Source organism: Marinobacter sp. UBA5687 (genome assembly GCF_002420325.1).
Lineage (GTDB): Bacteria > Pseudomonadota > Gammaproteobacteria > Pseudomonadales > Oleiphilaceae > Marinobacter > Marinobacter nauticus.
In genome coordinates, this window is record NZ_DIHV01000160.1 from 1 (window position 1) to 15,073 (window position 15,073).

Genomic DNA, 15,073 nt, shown 5'->3' on the forward strand with positions numbered 1-15,073 from the left:
AAACGCCAGGGAAACGGTGATGAAAAGAACCTGAAGGGCTTCGCCCCATTCACCACCGAGAGCCCGCACGTAGTAACCGCCGATGGCCAGCAGTAACAGATAGCCGCCCGCGAAGATGAGGGTGCCGGCGTGAAACACCGCCGAACGGGAAAGCTGGAAGTCCACTGGTTGTTTGCGTGTGTTCACCACATTGATGGCAAACAGGGGCATGAGTGCGGCGTTCACAAAACCGCGGGCATTCCAGAACGAATCCGCGACTTGCCCGAACAGCAGGGCATCGGCATACATGAAGAAATCAAAGACGAAGATGGTGGCAACGCCGATGCACAGGTACTTCATGCTGGACCGGCCGAAGGCAGTAGAGTTTCGCCAGATCTGCTCGACCAGAGACAGGCCCAGAAGTGACAGGGCGATCTGGCCAATCACTTTGGTCTTACCACTGACCAGGCCTATGTTCAGGACGAATTCCAGTGTACCAAGGGCCAGTAAGGTGATAATCAGTATTGCTGTCGCCGCACCCAATACTTTTTTGATCTGACTGCCAAATCGGCCCTGGCGAAAGCCGTCGCGAAGCATGGCGAACAGCAGGAGTATCCAGGCGGTGTCTCTGAGCAATTCCAACAGGTAGCGGGTGAAGAACCCGGGTGATCCCCAGAGGCTCTGGGTAACCAGAACGGAGGCCCACAGGGCGGTAACGATGGCGGCAAGGAACAGAGCACGATCAATGTCGCGGCGAAGATAACGGGTTGCCACAAGAACGGCCAGAACCGCAAAGACAGCGGCTGCCGCACCGTGACTGATCACGCTGAGATCCCTGAACATTAGCTCTTTCCTTGAACACCGGGAATCCCGGGCCTGCCGGTGCCCGGGTACTGTATTTAATATGTACAGGGTAGCGCCGAAAAGGGCCGTTCGTCTATTTGAATACTCAAATTACCGATGAGTTTCACACCGGTTTTTTGTTATCGCGATAATACCGGAAAATCTCTTTCAATGGCCGTTTGGGCTCAAAACCGAATTCCCGGGCGAAGGCGCGACCATCAATCACCACCGGATATTTGAAGAATGCCATCAGGTACGGAGGGAAGCTGCGCAGGTTCAGAACCCGGGCAATGGCCTTCGGCACGCTCGGTGGAATGGAGGGAATGGGTATGGTTTTGCAACCGCAGAGCTTCAAGGCGTGCTGGTAGGCGACCCAGTCTTGCGGCGCGACATTGAATACGCCTTTTACGGGCTTTGCCCAGGCGGCGACAATGGCGTCTGCCATATCGTCGATATGGATGAACTGCGTCATCGGCGAAAAGCCAGCCAATACGGGTGCCCGCTCACTGCTGAGCAGGGTGCTCATGGTATTGCGAACCCCGGGGCCCACGATGTTGCAGGGCCGAAGAATAGTGATGTTGAGTTCCGGGTAGCGCCAAAGATAGATGTTGGCGAGGTTCTCAAGCTCCACTGAATCCACCAGGTCGGCACTCAGGCCTGCGCTTTTGAGGGGGGCGGACTCGTCAATCAGCGCCGGGTTATAGGCCACGGCACCATAGACGTGGTAGGTGGAGAGCACAATCACCCGGCGTATGCCGTATTTGTGGGATAGGTCCAGTAGCTTCTGGGTGCCCAGTACATTGGCGTTATAGCGGCGCATGCGGGTCAGCTGGCTGGAGAGTATGCGGCCCAGATGAATCACGCCATCAAACTCGTAGCGTCGGAACAGGTCTTCAAAGACCCGCTTGTTGAAGTCAATGCGGTAGCTGGGAATGTCGTCGCCCAGATAAACCTGTTCCCGGAAATCGACGGCCACCAGGTCGCAGCTTTCTCGCAGGCGGCGGATCACCTGCTGGGCCAGCGCACCGGCAGCACCGGTGATCAGAATGCGGGGTCTTTGGTGCTTGCTCATCAGAACAGCCTTTTTCTTTCGCTCAGTCCCTTGTCAATCAGTCGGCTGATCTCGGCTTTCACAGCCTCTACCCGTTCGGTGACCTGTTCTTCAGGGATTTCGGTATCATCAAAATACATGGGTTCCCCGAAATTCAGGTGTACCTTGGCGGGGAGCACCACGGGCAGGGCGACAGGAACGTAGGGTACGCCCAGGGCATTGGCCAGTGGCTTGATGTTGGCAATGGCCGGGATGGTCTCTTCGCAGCCCACTACGCCCACAGGCACAATGGGCGCCTTGTACTTCATGGCGAGATGCATAAAACCGTTGCCGAAACGTTTCAGTTGATACCTGTCCCGGTAGAGCTTGCCGGAGCCTCTAACGCCTTCCGGAAACACAATCACTGCTTCGTTGTTGGCGAGCATCTTCGCGCAGTTAACCGGGTCTCCGAGCACGGCGCCGATTTCGTTCAGGAGATTGCCAAGCCACGGCACCGTCGGAAAGAAACGCTCGATCATGGCGCGGGGAATTCGAGGATTTTTTTCCCGTGAGGCGAGGGCGTAACCAATGAGCAGGCCGTCGATGGGTAACTGGCCGGAGTGGTTCGCAATAATCAGCACCGGGCCCTCTGCAGGCACGTTGTCAACGCCGGAGGCGCTGACCCGAAAGTATTTCTCGTAGATTTGCCGGGCAACGGAAAAGCCGTATTTCACCGCTTCGTTGTTATAACCCCAGGGATCGTAGCCCAGTGTGCCGATGGGTTTGCGAATGCGGTTTACCTGTTCGTCCAGTTCCGCTGGTATCAGTTTCGATCTCAGATACGATGCCAGGCCCATGCCCGCTCCCTTTGTCAAAGAAGTTGCCGCTCAGGCGCGGCCGATGAATACGCCCAGTGTGTGGCTCTGGCCTTCATTTAATACCCGATAATCCGATGCTGCATTGGCTGTTTCGACGCAAAGCATTTTCTGCCAGGCAGAGTCTGGAAAATCAGAAAGACGCTGCGCTTTTCCCGGGCCCGGGTTCCAGACCACGGTTGAATCGCTACCCACAGACGTAAGCTTTCGCTTGCCGGAAGGTGATACTACGGTCAGTGCTTCGCCGGTTTCGTATATCCGGTCCACTTCACCTTCGAAATACACTGGCCCTTCCTGTGAGACGTAGTCCCAGTCTTTCAGCGTGTCGATGTACTGGCTGTTTCCCAGGCCCAGCACGCGGGTTCGCTGAATGTCGTCCGTGGGCAGGTAAGTGTGAAGGGCCTGGCTGAACGCCAGCGGCGCTTTTGAAAGATTGGTGGTTGTCAGGGCGATCTGGCAACCGCGAATGGAAAAACTGAAGGTGATCAGGGCCAGGGCGTGGCCGTCCCAGTGTTCCTGGAAATCGTCGTTGGCGCTGAGGGACAGGCTGATTTCTACCTCATGGGCGCTTTCCTGAACATCTTCCAGGCGCCATAAAGCGGTGCGGGCAAAGCCGTGGGCTGAGGATGACGCTATGCGCTTGCGGATTTCCGGCGGGTTCCGGAGTGGGTCTCCAAACCAGGGCCAGCACACGGGAATGCCACCGCGAATTGCCCGGCCAGGTTGAAAACGGGCGAGTCCACTGAGCCAGAGCCAGTTGCGTTCATCCTTTGGCGCGAAATGAGTGAGGTGTGCCCCCTGTAGAAACAACGTGGCCTGGAACAACGGGTGATGAACTTCAAGTGCCTCCAGTTGCCCGATGGTACTCCAGCGGGTAAATGACCAGTTGCCCGGGCCTCCGGTTGCTGGCGGCTTGCTACTGCTGTCCGACATATTCAGAAACTGCTTCCTTTAGGTAAAACTCCGTAGCTTCAGAGTAATTTAAAACCGTGCGCGCGGCGAGTTTCCGAATACAATACGTCAAAATTGTGAGGGTCTGAACATGGAATCAGAAAATCCGGTAGCGTCGGTCTTGCCGATGCCGGAGCCGCTTCTCGAGCAGTCCGCGGGCCAGTTGGACAAGGTGGCTGGAGACATTATCGGGGCAGCTGGCCGCTGTGATTCTTTGTTGGTCTCCGATGGCTGGTTGGACGAACTCGCCGATAGCCTGAGCGAGAAAGCCTGGATTGAGCTGGATCTGCTCGGTCATTTGCCCGTTGGCCTGATCGCTGCGCTTCGAAACGAGGTAGAGATACTGGACCGTACCGAAGCCATGGGGCGAGCAGGGATTGGGCGCGGTGCCGATCTGACCCGTGATCGCAGCGTCCGCCGGGATAAAATCGCCTGGCTTGATGGCTATACCGCCGCCCAGTCGGAGCTGTTCCGGTTCTTTGATGCCCTGCGGGTTGGTCTGAACCAGCGCCTGTTTCTTGGGCTGAAGCGCTATGAAGCGCATTATGCCACCTACCAGCCTGGCGATTTCTACAAGCGCCACCTGGACAGTTTCCGGTGCAGGGCATCCCGTGTGGTCAGCCTGGTGCTCTATCTGAATGAAGGATGGCAGCTGCAAGACGGGGGAGAGTTGCGGGTGTTCAGCCCCGACAACGAAGATCAGATGGTTGGTCTGGTGCGGCCGGAGGCAGGGCGTGCGGCACTGTTTCTGAGTGAGGATGTGCCCCACGAGGTGTTACCCGCCAATCGCACCCGGTACAGCATTGCCTGTTGGTTCCGGCAGGACGAAGTCCCTTTGCCGTTGTAGTCCTTATACCCTTCTGTTAATATGCGCGCCGCTTTCGAGGGAAATGCCCCGAAACGCCGTTATGGTGGCCCCATTGGTGCCTCCGCAACATGAAACCGTGAACCCGGTCAGGCCCGGAAGGGAGCAGCCGAAGCGGTGGATGTGTGTGCCGGGGGATCGCTGGTGGGGTCACCCCCATATCCAGCCTCTTGTTTTGCCTGTTTCCTCTCCCGTTTGTCGCGCAAGCGCATGCTTCTTCTGATTGCCTGTCCATGCTAGAGTTGTTCCCATTTTTCAGAGCAGTTGATGGATCATGAGCTATCAGGTTTTAGCCCGGAAATGGCGCCCCCGTACCTTTGAAGACATGGTGGGGCAGGAACATGTGTTACAGGCGCTTATTCACGCCCTGGAACACCAGCGCCTGCACCATGCCTATCTGTTTACCGGCACCCGGGGCGTGGGCAAAACCACCATTGGCCGCCTGCTGGCCCGCTGTCTGAACTGTGAGACCGGCATAACGCCGAATCCCTGCGGTGAATGCGACAGCTGCAAGGAGATCCTGGAGAACCGTTTTGTTGATCTGATCGAAATCGATGCTGCCTCCCGCACCGGTGTAGATGACATGCGGGAACTGACCGACAACGTGCAGTACGCACCCACGCGTGGTCGCTACAAGGTGTACCTCATCGATGAGGTACACATGCTCACCAACCAGTCCTTCAACGCCTTTCTGAAAACCCTGGAAGAGCCTCCTGAACACGTCAAGTTCCTGTTGGCCACCACCGATCCCCAGAAGCTGCCGGTGACGGTGCTTTCCCGGTGTCTGCAGTTCAATCTCAAGCGGATGACGCCGGAGCACATTGTTGGCCACCTGAAGCACGTTCTGACCGAAGAACAGATCCCGTTTGAAGACCCGGCTCTGTGGCTGTTGGCGAGGGCGGCCGATGGCAGTATGAGGGATGCCCTCAGCCTGACCGACCAGGCGATTGCGTTCGGCAACGAGAACCTGGCTGCCAGTGATGTCAGCAATATGCTGGGCACCATCGATCAGCGCGATATCCAGCGCATTGTTAACGCGTTGGTTGAGCGTGATGGCCCCGGGCTGCTGTCTGAGATTAACCGGATCTCGGATTTTGCGCCGGATTACGGCGTGATTCTGTCCGACATGCTTTCCCTGTTCCATCGCGTCACCATGGAGCAGGTGGTGCCGGGCAGTGCCGACAACGCCATGGGCGACGCTGCCCAGGTGCAGGAACTGGCCCGTCGGCTCAGTGCCGAAGATGCCCAGTTGTTCTACCAGGCCGCCTTGATTGGCCGGAAAGATCTGTCGGTGACGCCGGATGCCCGTATGGGCTTTGAAATGACCTTGCTGCGCATGCTGGCGTTTCGACCGGGTACCGATCGCCGGGAACCGCCGGCGCTGGCTTCTGGCAACAGCAACCGTGGCCCGGCGGAGTCAGAACCTGAGCCTGGCCCGGTTTCGCAAACCACGCCCACCCAGGCTGTCGCCGCGGCACCGCCACCCGAGCCCGCGCCTCAGCCGGTTCTCAGTCCGGAGCCGGTAGCTGAACCCGAGCCACAGCCACCCATTGTGGATGACCCGCCACCCTGGGAGCCAGAGGACTACGGCGTTCAGGCCGAATCACCGGAATGGCAAGAGCCGGTGCCGCAATCGGATTCCAGTATTGAGCCTGACGCAAGCGCGATATCCGAGCCAGAGTCAGCGCCGGAACCAGTTTTGGCCCCTGATACGGTGCAGTCAGAGCAAAATGCTGACCAGACCCTGGTGAACGAGCCTGAGCCAGCCCCTGCCGAGCCCGAGCAACCGGTTACCTCCGACGGGTTTGTCTGGGAACGTGATTTCCGCTCGCTGGGTATTACCGGCATGCCAGGAAACCTGGCCAGCTATTCGTCCATGAGAATGGAAGGGCAGGCGGTTGTGCTGACTCTGGATGAGGGGCATGCGCGGCTGCTCAATGCTCGCCACGAAGAAAAAATACTGGCGGCCTTGAGATCACGCTTCGGTGACGCCACACAGTTGAAGATAGAGCAGGGTGTGCCGGGGTTGCATACGCCCGCCGCCTTTGAGGAGCGCCAGCGAGCGGCACGCCAGAAAGCCGCGGAAGAGTCCATCCGACAGGATCCTCTGGTCAAGAGTATTGTGGAACGATTTGAAGGGCGGGTCGTCGAAGAAAGTATCCGCCCCGCAGAAACAGCCAGGAGATAAGCAGATGATGAATAATATGGGCGACCTGATGAAAAAGGCCCAGCAGATGCAGGAGCAGATGCAGAAGGCTCAGGAAGAGATCGCCAAAGCGGAAGTTACCGGTGAATCTGGCGCAGGGTTGGTGAAAGTCACCATGAACGGCCGGCACGATGTCCGCAAGGTGGATATCGATCCGTCTCTGCTGTCAGAAGACAAGGAAATTCTGGAAGACCTGCTGGCTGCCGCCGTGAACGATGCGGTTCGCCGGGTAGAAGCAAACCAGAAAGACAAAATGTCCGGCATGATGTCTGGCATGGGGATGCCGCCCGGTTTCAAGATGCCGTTCTGAGCCGGCCTGCCATCGATTTTTTGAGGAGTAGTCATGGCATTCAGCCCCCTGGTTGATGAATTGGTGGAATCCCTGAGATGCCTGCCGGGTGTTGGCCAGAAAACGGCCCAGCGCATGGCCTTTCATCTGCTGGAGCGGGGCCGCTCTGGCGGAACCCGGCTGGCTGCGGCGTTGAATCATGCGATGGACGGCGTGCGCCGTTGCGACAGCTGCCAGAATTTTTCGGATACCGAAATCTGCCAGATATGCGAAAAACCCGAGCGCCGCAATGGCACCCTTTGTGTTGTTGAAAGCCCTTCAGACCTGCTTGCCATTGAGCAGGCCGGCGATTACAAAGGCAGTTACTTCGTATTGATGGGGCACCTGTCGCCCATCGATGGCGTGGGCCCGGAGGAGATCGGGATTGAGCGTCTGCTTGATAGAGTGCGGCGTGAAGGCGTAACCGAATTGATCCTGGCCACCAACCCCACGGTGGAAGGTGAAGCGACCGCCCACTACATTGCTGATCGCCTTGATGGCCAGAATATCCTGATCACACGCCTGGCCCATGGCATTCCCGTTGGCGGTGAGCTGGGCTATGTTGACGGCTTTACACTCACCCATGCATTCCGGGGTCGCAAACCCCTGTCTGAATAAGTCCTCAGGTTCTGTCTATGACCCACACCGACCCGGCCGTAACCGTTCCAGCGGCCCCGGATACCGTTCGCTGGCTGGAGACACCCGAGCAGCTGGATCACTGGCTCGGCTGCCTTGACCCCGGCATTCCGGTTGCACTTGATACCGAGTTTGAACGGGTTTCCACCTTCTACCCGATTCCAGGCCTGGTGCAGTTAGGCGCTGACGGCCAGTTCTGGCTGGTGGATCCGGGGGTAGCCGAGGCTGCTGGGTCGTTCCGGGCCATGCTGGCCGATGAAAGCCGGCCAAAACTGTTGTATGCCATGAGCGAGGATCTGGAGTTATTCCGCCATTGGCTGAAGGTGGAGCCAGCGGGTGTGCTGGATTTGCAGATCGGTGCCGCACTGGCCGGTGCCGGATTTTCCGTTGGTTATGCACGCCTCGTTGAGACCCTGTTCGGAGAGGCGCTCGACAAATCCGCCACCCGTTCGGACTGGGTGTCACGGCCACTGACGCCGGCCCAGGAACGCTACGCTCTGGACGACATCCGTTTTCTTGAGCCACTTTACGGATGGGTGTTGGCCAACCTCAGGCAGCGTAACCTGGAACATGCCCTGGCGGATGAGTCCCGGCGATTTGCCAACGAGGCCGCTACCCAGGAAGACCCGGAGCAGCACTATCTGAAACTCCGGGGCGGCTGGACCCTGAACCGGGAACAGCAAGCGGTTCTCCGGGCACTGGTCGCCTGGCGCGAGCAGGAGTGTCGACGCCAGGATCGGCCACGCAACAGGGTCCTGAACGATGGCTTGCTGATTGCCATTGCTGAGCGTTTGCCGTCATCTGCTGCGGTGATCAGGGATGTTCAGGGCGTACCCGGGGGGTTCGTTAAACGTTATGGCGAGCAGTTGGTTGAACTTGTGCAGGCCGCCCGTGCTACCGATAATTCCGGGCTTGAGCTCATCCCCAGACCGCTGAGTCGGGATCAGCAAGCGCTTTACAAGAAGGTTAAGCGTTACTTTAGCAATGCAGCCGAACGCTTTGATATTCCAATGGAAATATTGGCGCCACGTAAACGTATTGAGAAACTGATCCAGGATGGCACCCTGGCGGGCCAGACGTTTTTTGAGGGATGGCGCGAGGAAATTATCGCGCCGGTAAAGCAAGATATTGAGGAACTGCTCAACCAATGACTGAACGCGAATTTGTATCGGTGTTTCGCAGCAGCAAGAAAGGCGACACCTATCTCTTTGTCCGCCGAGGGCAAAAGTGGGACGATTTACCGGAGGCGCTGAGAGGTATCTTTGGCTCGCCCATCCACTCGATGGATCTGCTGTTGACGCCAGACAAGAAGCTCGCGCGCACAACCGGAAAGGAAGTGTTGGCGGCAATTGAGGAAAAGGACTTTTTCCTGCAGATGCCGGAAGAGCAGGACACCTACATCGTCGACTTCAAGCGCAAGATTGAGCAGCACCGGAAATGATTGCGCAGATTCCCTTCTGGCAGCGTAAACGACTGGCGGATATGACGCAGCCGGAATGGGAGTCCCTGTGTGATGGCTGCGGTAAGTGCTGTTTACAAAAGCTGGAGGATGAGGATACGGGGGAGGTGTATCACACCGATCTTGTATGCCGTTACATGGACCTGGATACCTGTGGCTGTACGGTCTATGAGCAACGATTGAAAAAGGTACCGGGGTGTACGGTACTGACCGCCGATACGGTTCTCAGCTACCACTGGTTACCATACACCTGTGCGTACCGGACCCTCGCCGAGGGAAGGCCTCTGCCGGACTGGCACCCGCTTCGCAGCGGAGATCCTGATACCGTTCATCAAGCCCGTGTTTCGGTGCGGGGAAACGTGGTGTCGGAAGATTCTGTGCCGGAAGAGGATTGGGAAGAACACATTATTCACTGGATTCTGTAATGATGGATACAGACGCTTCACTCGCTTATGGAGTTTTCTGGGCGGCCTATGCAGTCGCTTTCGTTGTGTTTTTCTACATGATGAAATCACTGTTCCGGGTATTGCCCTTTTACGGTCTGCGGACACTGCTTTTGTCTGCGCTTGTGGTGCTGGTGCTGACCCCCGTGGAATCGCCAGACGTGGCCGGCTGGTGGATACCGGCCTGGCTGTTTGCGGGCTATGAGCTGATTCTTGGCGACACCGATGCCGCCGGTCGCGCGCTGTTCAATTTCAGCATCGCCGCGATTGTTATGCTACTGGTATGGATACTTGATCTGGTTCGGTACCGACTGGTTCGCAAATAGACGATTTCTGAGAACTACAAAAGATAAGGGCGCAGTTCAATGAACGGGTTCAAACGCATTTGGGTGGCTGCAGCTTTGCTGCTGATTTCTTGGCAAGCAGGTGCGCAGGACCCGGCACTGTCTCTGCCCGGCAATGCAGATGTGCGCATTGTGGTGGATATTTCCGGCTCCATGAAGGAAACCGATCCACAGAATCTCCGCCGCCCAGCGGTTCGTCTGCTGGCCCGGACATTGCCGGAAGGTGCCAGTGCCGGTCTCTGGACTTTCGGGCAGTACGTTAACATGCTGGTGCCCTACGGTGTGGTTGACCAGTCCTGGCGCGACACTGCTATTGAGCGTTCCGAGCAGATCAATTCGGTAGCTCTGCATACGAACCTCGGTTTGGCGATGGAGAAAGCCGCCAACGACTGGTTGTCTGGCGGTACCCTCGAGAACACCCATCTTATTGTCCTCAGCGATGGCAAGGTCGACGTGCCAGGCGGTGACGACGCAAGTCAGGCTGAGGAAAAACGCATAGTCGATTCCTTGTTGCCAGCGCTGAAAGACAAGGGCGCCACGATTCATACGGTTGGTCTGTCTGAGAAAGCGGACATCCGGTTTCTTCGTAACCTCGCCCGGGAAACCGGTGGCAGTTTCCAGCTGGCGCAATCTGCCGAGGCGTTGAATCTGGCGTTTGCCAATGCGCTGAATACCGCAGTGCCGCAGGAACAGGTTCCCATTGAGGGCGATGGCTTTGCCGTTGATGATGGCATCAGCGAGTTTACGGCACTGATCTTCTCAGGACAGGATGCTTCTGGGGAAGAGCCGTTGGCACTTGCACAGCCTGGTGGTGAGCCGTTCACCCGGGAGAGCGCTCCGGATAATGTCCGTTGGGCATCTGAGCCGGGCTATGATCTGATCACCGTTACTGAACCGGTCTCGGGCCGCTGGCGTATCATTGGAGATCTTGGCCAGGGGAGCCGCGTGACGGTGGTCAGTGATCTGCGCATGGCCGTGAATCCGATTCCCGCTGAGTTTACCGAAGAGCAGCCTCTGGCCATTGAAGTGGCTTTTTTTGAGGAAGCCGAAAAGATTACCGGGTCAGACTTTCTCTCGGTCATGGACGTTAGCCTGTCGATAACCGCGAGTGATGGTCGGCAAGGTACCAAGGTTTTGTCTCCCGATACCCCGCCGGAAGACGGCGTATATCGGGACACCGTACCCAGATTGCCTGCACCTGGCCGCTATCAGGTTGATGTGGTGGCGGATGGCGGAACTTTCTCCCGCAAATTCAGCGCCATGACGACGTTTACCGTGCCAGGGAAAGAGCCTCCTCTGGAGGTGGTGACCGAACCCATGGTGCCAGACCTGTCTGAACAGGCGGAGTCGCTGCCGGATTTTGATGGCGGAGCCAACTCTTCAGAACCGGAGCCGCCAGTGGAAGCTGAGCCTCCGGTCGAAGCCCCGGTTCAGGAATCTGAGCCGGAACCAGAGCCAGAGCCAGCACCGGTCGTTGAGCCGGAGCCCGAAGCGCCGGTCGAACAGCCGATCGCTGACACGGAGCCGGAGAAGGGTACCCTTCTGGGTATCCCGGTTTGGGCCTGGGGTGCTGGCGCAGCCTTGCTGGTTGCTATCGTGGGCCTTGGTTTGTTTGCATGGCGTCAGAAAAAAGCGAGGGCAGAACAGGAGCAGGCGGCAGCGGCTGAGCGTGAAACCCTGGAAGACCTGGCTGAAGAATCTGAGGAGCCACCAGTGGTTGAGCCGGAGCCTCCGGCAGCGTCAGAGTCGGTGGAAGCGGAGGCTGAACCTGTCCCGGAAAAAGAGCCAGAGCTGGCGTCTGCCGAAGAGCCGGAACCTGAAGACATTCCGGAACTCTCGCAAGCTGACAGCGAACCGGACGAGATTCCGGATGAGGCCGTACCCGAAGTAACGGAAGAGCTGCCATCGGCTGAACTGGAACCGGAAGAGGATGACATCCCCTTGGCAGACGATACGGTTGGCGCCGAGGCGGAGCCAGATCCTTCTGAAGCTGATGAGATCAGCGAGTCGGAGTTCGACATTGATGAGGACGAGTTTGGTCTGGAAGACTTCGACCTCTCCGAATTCGACGATTTGCCCGATTATGATGAAGAGTCTCCGGAGGACGAAAAATCCAAACCGGCGGACAAGAAAGAGAATCCGAAAAAGTAACCAACAGGAATCAGACACATGAAGTTTACCGGCACCGATAAATACGTAGCCACCGATGACCTGCAAATGGCAGTCAATGCAGCGATCGCGCTGCAGCGTCCGTTGTTGATCAAGGGTGAACCCGGCACCGGTAAAACCCTGCTGGCGGAGGAAATGGCCGCGGCGCTGGGAATGACTCTGATTCCCTGGCACATCAAGTCGACCACCAAGGCCCAGCAAGGCCTGTACGAATATGATGCGGTGTCCCGCCTTCGGGATTCCCAACTCGGAGACGAGAAGGTCAAAGACATTCGCAACTACATTGTGAAGGGCAAGCTCTGGGAAGCCTTTGAGGCGGACGAGCAGGTGGTGCTGCTGATCGACGAAATTGACAAGGCGGATATCGAGTTCCCGAACGACCTGTTGCTGGAACTGGATCGAATGGAGTTTTTCGTTTACGAAACCCAGGAGTTTGTGAAAGCGAAGAAACGCCCGATTGTGGTCATCACCAGTAACAACGAGAAAGAGCTGCCAGATGCCTTCCTGCGCCGCTGCTTCTTCCACTACATCAGCTTCCCGGATCACGACACCATGAAGAACATCGTGGATGTTCACTTCCCGGGAATTCAGCAGCAGGTGGTGCGGGATGCGCTGGAAGTGTTTTTTGACGTTCGCAAGGTGCCGGGGCTCAAGAAGAAGCCGTCGACATCCGAGCTGATCGACTGGCTCAAGTTGCTGATGGCGGATGAGCTCTCTGCCAAAGCCCTGCAGGAGAAAGACTCCAGCTCGGCTCTGCCACCGCTCTATGGTGCCCTGGTGAAGAATGAGCAGGACGTTCATTTGCTGCAGAAGCTGGCTTTCATGGCGCGTCGCCGAAACTGATCACCGACAAGAGCCCTGCTTTATGTTGATTGATTTTTTCCTCGAAGTACGGCGGGCCAAGGTGCCGGCCAGTCTGCGGGAATTCCTGGACCTGCTGGAGGCCATTCAGCAGCGCCTGGCATTTGCAGACATGGAGGAGTTCTATTACTTGGCCAGGGTGTGCCTGGTTAAGGATGAGCGGCACTTTGACAAGTTTGATCGCGCCTTCCAGGTCTATTTCGAAGGCATCGAGAATCTCGATGATCTGCTCGAGGCGCTGATTCCGGACGATTGGCTGCGCGCCGAATTCGAGAAACACCTGACCGATGAAGAGAAAGCCAAGATCGAGTCTCTCGGCGGGCTGGAAGAGTTGATCGAAACCTTCAAAAAGCGCATGGAAGAGCAGAAGGAGCGTCACGCCGGTGGTAACAAATGGATTGGTACCGGCGGAACCTCACCGTTTGGTGCCAACGGTTACAACCCGGAAGGTTTCCGTATCGGCCAGAACAAGGGGCGCCACGGCCGGGCGGTTAAAGTCTGGGAAAAGCGTGAGTTCCGTGATCTGGACGACAGCATCACCCTCGGCATCCGCAACATCAAGGTGGCCCTGCGCCGGTTGCGTAAATTTGCCCGACAGGGTGCCGCAGACCAGCTCGACATGGATGACACCATCCGCTCAACGGCCCGCAATGCCGGATATCTGGACCTGAAAATGGTTCCCGAGCGGCACAATGCCGTGAAGGTTCTGATTTTCTTTGATGTGGGCGGTTCCATGGATCCTCACGTTCGGGTGTGTGAAGAGCTGTTCTCCGCAGCACGTCTCGAGTTCAAGCACATGGAGTATTTCTACTTCCACAATTTCATCTATGAAAGCGTGTGGAAGAACAACATCCGGCGCATGAACGAGACGCTCAGTACCTGGGACATCCTGCACAAATATACGCCGGACTATAAGGTGATCTTTGTGGGGGATGCCACCATGGCACCCTATGAGATCACGCATCCCGGTGGCTCTATCGAGCACTGGAATGAGGAAGCAGGCGCGACCTGGTTCCAGCGTGTGACCGAGCATTTCCGGAAGGTGGTGTGGCTCAACCCGTTACCGGAAAGCTACTGGGGATCGGGTGGTTCGCTGGGCATTACCCAGCAATTGGTCAATAATCATATGTACCCTTTGACCATTGAGGGGCTCGAATCGGCCATGAGGCAGTTGAGTAAGTAAAAAAAAGCCGATGCGGTTGAGGGCATCGGCAAAGCTCGGCATATTCAAGCGGGGGTTGCCTGAAAGGCGCTCCCGCCAACTCTGGTAGAGCAAATCCGGGGCCATGCCCCTGTATAAAGTATTAATATCAATAGCTTGCATCGTCATGGGGCCGGTCGGTCCTTTGTAATCAGTCTCCCTTTCCTTTATTTCTGTCAAATTAGTCGACACTTTTCGTTGCCGATACCCGGCCAAATGCTCATTTGGTGAAATGGATACCGTTCTTGGTTGTTAGCGGGTGTTACTCTTTATTTCGAAATGTTACCTGAGCCGCGCACCAGCGCGGCCCGGCAAGGCAGGAAAGTGATGTTCGGCAGACAAAAACCACAAAAGTGCCGGATTGCCCCAGGGATCAGGGGGCTTTGTATATCCGGAATGATCATGGCTGCGATGGCGGCAACCTCCCACGCATCGTCGCTCGATGAGCAGATCGAGCGTCTGAACGCTGACATTACCCGGCATACCGCAAGTGTGCATGCCCTCGAGCAGAAACTGCTGCACCCGGTGAATACCCGGGTGGCGGTTTTTCTGTCTTTGGCGAACAGGCAAGCCCTTGAGCTGGATTCGGTAGAACTGTTCGTCAATGAGCAGCCGGTTACCGCTCATCTTTACACAGAAAACGAACGGAGCTCACTGGGCCAGGGCGGCGTACATCAACTGTTTATCGGCAACCTCGTGGACGGAAGACACACTCTCAAGGCAGTGATCAACGCCCGGGCGGCCAACAATCGTTTCGTGCGCCGGGAGATCGTCCACGATTTCCGGAAACAGCCCGGCACTTTGCGCCTGCAGATGACGCTGAACGCCAAGGCACCGGACTATGAACCGGAAGTCTCATTTGTTGAGTGGAAATAACCGGCCA

At 57.1% G+C, this 15,073-nt stretch carries 15 protein-coding genes, 1 other RNA gene and 1 pseudogene; 13 read left to right on the forward strand and 4 right to left on the reverse strand.

Features of this window, described 5'->3' with window-relative positions:
• The 4 genes and pseudogenes from B3Y70_RS16890 to B3Y70_RS16905 form a co-directional block, all read right to left on the reverse strand.
• Positions 1 to 822 (reverse strand): annotated as a pseudogene (locus B3Y70_RS16890) (PEP-CTERM system histidine kinase PrsK); the annotation flags it as partial.
• Between the two features lie 124 nt (positions 823 to 946).
• Positions 947 to 1,894 carry an SDR family oxidoreductase gene (locus tag B3Y70_RS16895; RefSeq protein WP_286894368.1) on the reverse strand — a complete coding sequence of 316 codons (948 nt, stop codon included), beginning with the start codon at positions 1,892 to 1,894 and terminating at the stop codon, positions 947 to 949.
• Positions 1,894 to 2,709 (reverse strand): lysophospholipid acyltransferase family protein, encoded by an 816-nt coding sequence (locus B3Y70_RS16900; protein WP_022991126.1) that lies wholly within the window; start codon positions 2,707 to 2,709, stop codon positions 1,894 to 1,896. The genes B3Y70_RS16895 and B3Y70_RS16900 overlap by 1 nt, the downstream gene beginning before the upstream one ends.
• Before the next feature lie 30 nt (positions 2,710 to 2,739).
• Complete coding sequence (locus B3Y70_RS16905) at positions 2,740 to 3,660, reverse strand: D-hexose-6-phosphate mutarotase (protein ID WP_286894366.1); 921 nt, start codon at positions 3,658 to 3,660, stop codon at positions 2,740 to 2,742.
• A 109-nt stretch (positions 3,661 to 3,769) separates the two neighbouring features.
• Between B3Y70_RS16905 and B3Y70_RS16910 the strand changes: the two genes are divergently transcribed.
• The 13 genes from B3Y70_RS16910 to B3Y70_RS16970 all read left to right on the forward strand — a co-directional run bounded on the left by B3Y70_RS16910 (position 3,770) and on the right by B3Y70_RS16970 (position 15,066).
• The gene (locus tag B3Y70_RS16910) at positions 3,770 to 4,525 is read left to right on the forward strand and encodes a 2OG-Fe(II) oxygenase (protein WP_286894365.1); all 756 of its coding nucleotides are present in this window, start codon (positions 3,770 to 3,772) and stop codon (positions 4,523 to 4,525) included.
• Positions 4,526 to 4,596: 71 nt separating this feature from the next.
• Positions 4,597 to 4,693, forward strand: an RNA gene (gene ffs, locus B3Y70_RS16915) — signal recognition particle sRNA small type.
• 124 nt (positions 4,694 to 4,817) lie between these two features.
• Positions 4,818 to 6,731, forward strand: a complete 1,914-nt coding sequence (gene dnaX, locus B3Y70_RS16920) for a DNA polymerase III subunit gamma/tau (RefSeq protein ID WP_286894949.1) — start codon at positions 4,818 to 4,820, stop codon at positions 6,729 to 6,731.
• 4 nt (positions 6,732 to 6,735) lie between these two features.
• Complete coding sequence (locus B3Y70_RS16925; protein ID WP_011785097.1) at positions 6,736 to 7,059, forward strand: YbaB/EbfC family nucleoid-associated protein; 324 nt, start codon at positions 6,736 to 6,738, stop codon at positions 7,057 to 7,059.
• A gap of 33 nt (positions 7,060 to 7,092) precedes the next feature.
• Positions 7,093 to 7,695 (forward strand): recombination mediator RecR, encoded by a 603-nt coding sequence (gene recR, locus B3Y70_RS16930; RefSeq protein WP_011785096.1) that lies wholly within the window; start codon positions 7,093 to 7,095, stop codon positions 7,693 to 7,695.
• A 17-nt stretch (positions 7,696 to 7,712) separates the two neighbouring features.
• The gene (locus B3Y70_RS16935) at positions 7,713 to 8,864 is read left to right on the forward strand and encodes a ribonuclease D (protein ID WP_286894945.1); all 1,152 of its coding nucleotides are present in this window, start codon (positions 7,713 to 7,715) and stop codon (positions 8,862 to 8,864) included.
• On the forward strand, positions 8,861 to 9,154 hold the full coding sequence (locus B3Y70_RS16940) for a YcgL domain-containing protein (RefSeq protein ID WP_011785094.1): 294 nt from the start codon (positions 8,861 to 8,863) through the stop codon (positions 9,152 to 9,154). The genes B3Y70_RS16935 and B3Y70_RS16940 overlap by 4 nt, the downstream gene beginning before the upstream one ends.
• Positions 9,151 to 9,597, forward strand: coding sequence for a YcgN family cysteine cluster protein (locus B3Y70_RS16945; protein WP_011785093.1), 447 nt, complete (start codon positions 9,151 to 9,153; stop codon positions 9,595 to 9,597). Before B3Y70_RS16940 ends, B3Y70_RS16945 begins: the two co-directional genes overlap by 4 nt.
• A complete protein-coding gene (locus B3Y70_RS16950; protein WP_011785092.1) occupies positions 9,597 to 9,941 on the forward strand; it encodes a hypothetical protein in 345 nt (114 codons plus the stop codon). Before B3Y70_RS16945 ends, B3Y70_RS16950 begins: the two co-directional genes overlap by 1 nt.
• Positions 9,942 to 10,016: 75 nt before the next feature.
• A complete protein-coding gene (locus tag B3Y70_RS16955) occupies positions 10,017 to 12,110 on the forward strand; it encodes a VWA domain-containing protein (RefSeq protein WP_273030585.1) in 2,094 nt (697 codons plus the stop codon).
• 18 nt (positions 12,111 to 12,128) lie between these two features.
• Complete coding sequence (locus B3Y70_RS16960) at positions 12,129 to 12,971, forward strand: AAA family ATPase (protein ID WP_011785090.1); 843 nt, start codon at positions 12,129 to 12,131, stop codon at positions 12,969 to 12,971.
• Between the two features lie 22 nt (positions 12,972 to 12,993).
• Positions 12,994 to 14,172 carry a vWA domain-containing protein gene (locus B3Y70_RS16965; RefSeq protein ID WP_273030586.1) on the forward strand — a complete coding sequence of 393 codons (1,179 nt, stop codon included), beginning with the start codon at positions 12,994 to 12,996 and terminating at the stop codon, positions 14,170 to 14,172.
• A 420-nt stretch (positions 14,173 to 14,592) separates the two neighbouring features.
• Positions 14,593 to 15,066: an AraC family transcriptional regulator gene (locus B3Y70_RS16970; protein WP_273030587.1), complete on the forward strand. Its 474-nt coding sequence runs from the start codon at positions 14,593 to 14,595 to the stop codon at positions 15,064 to 15,066.
• Positions 15,067 to 15,073 lie beyond the last annotated feature (7 nt).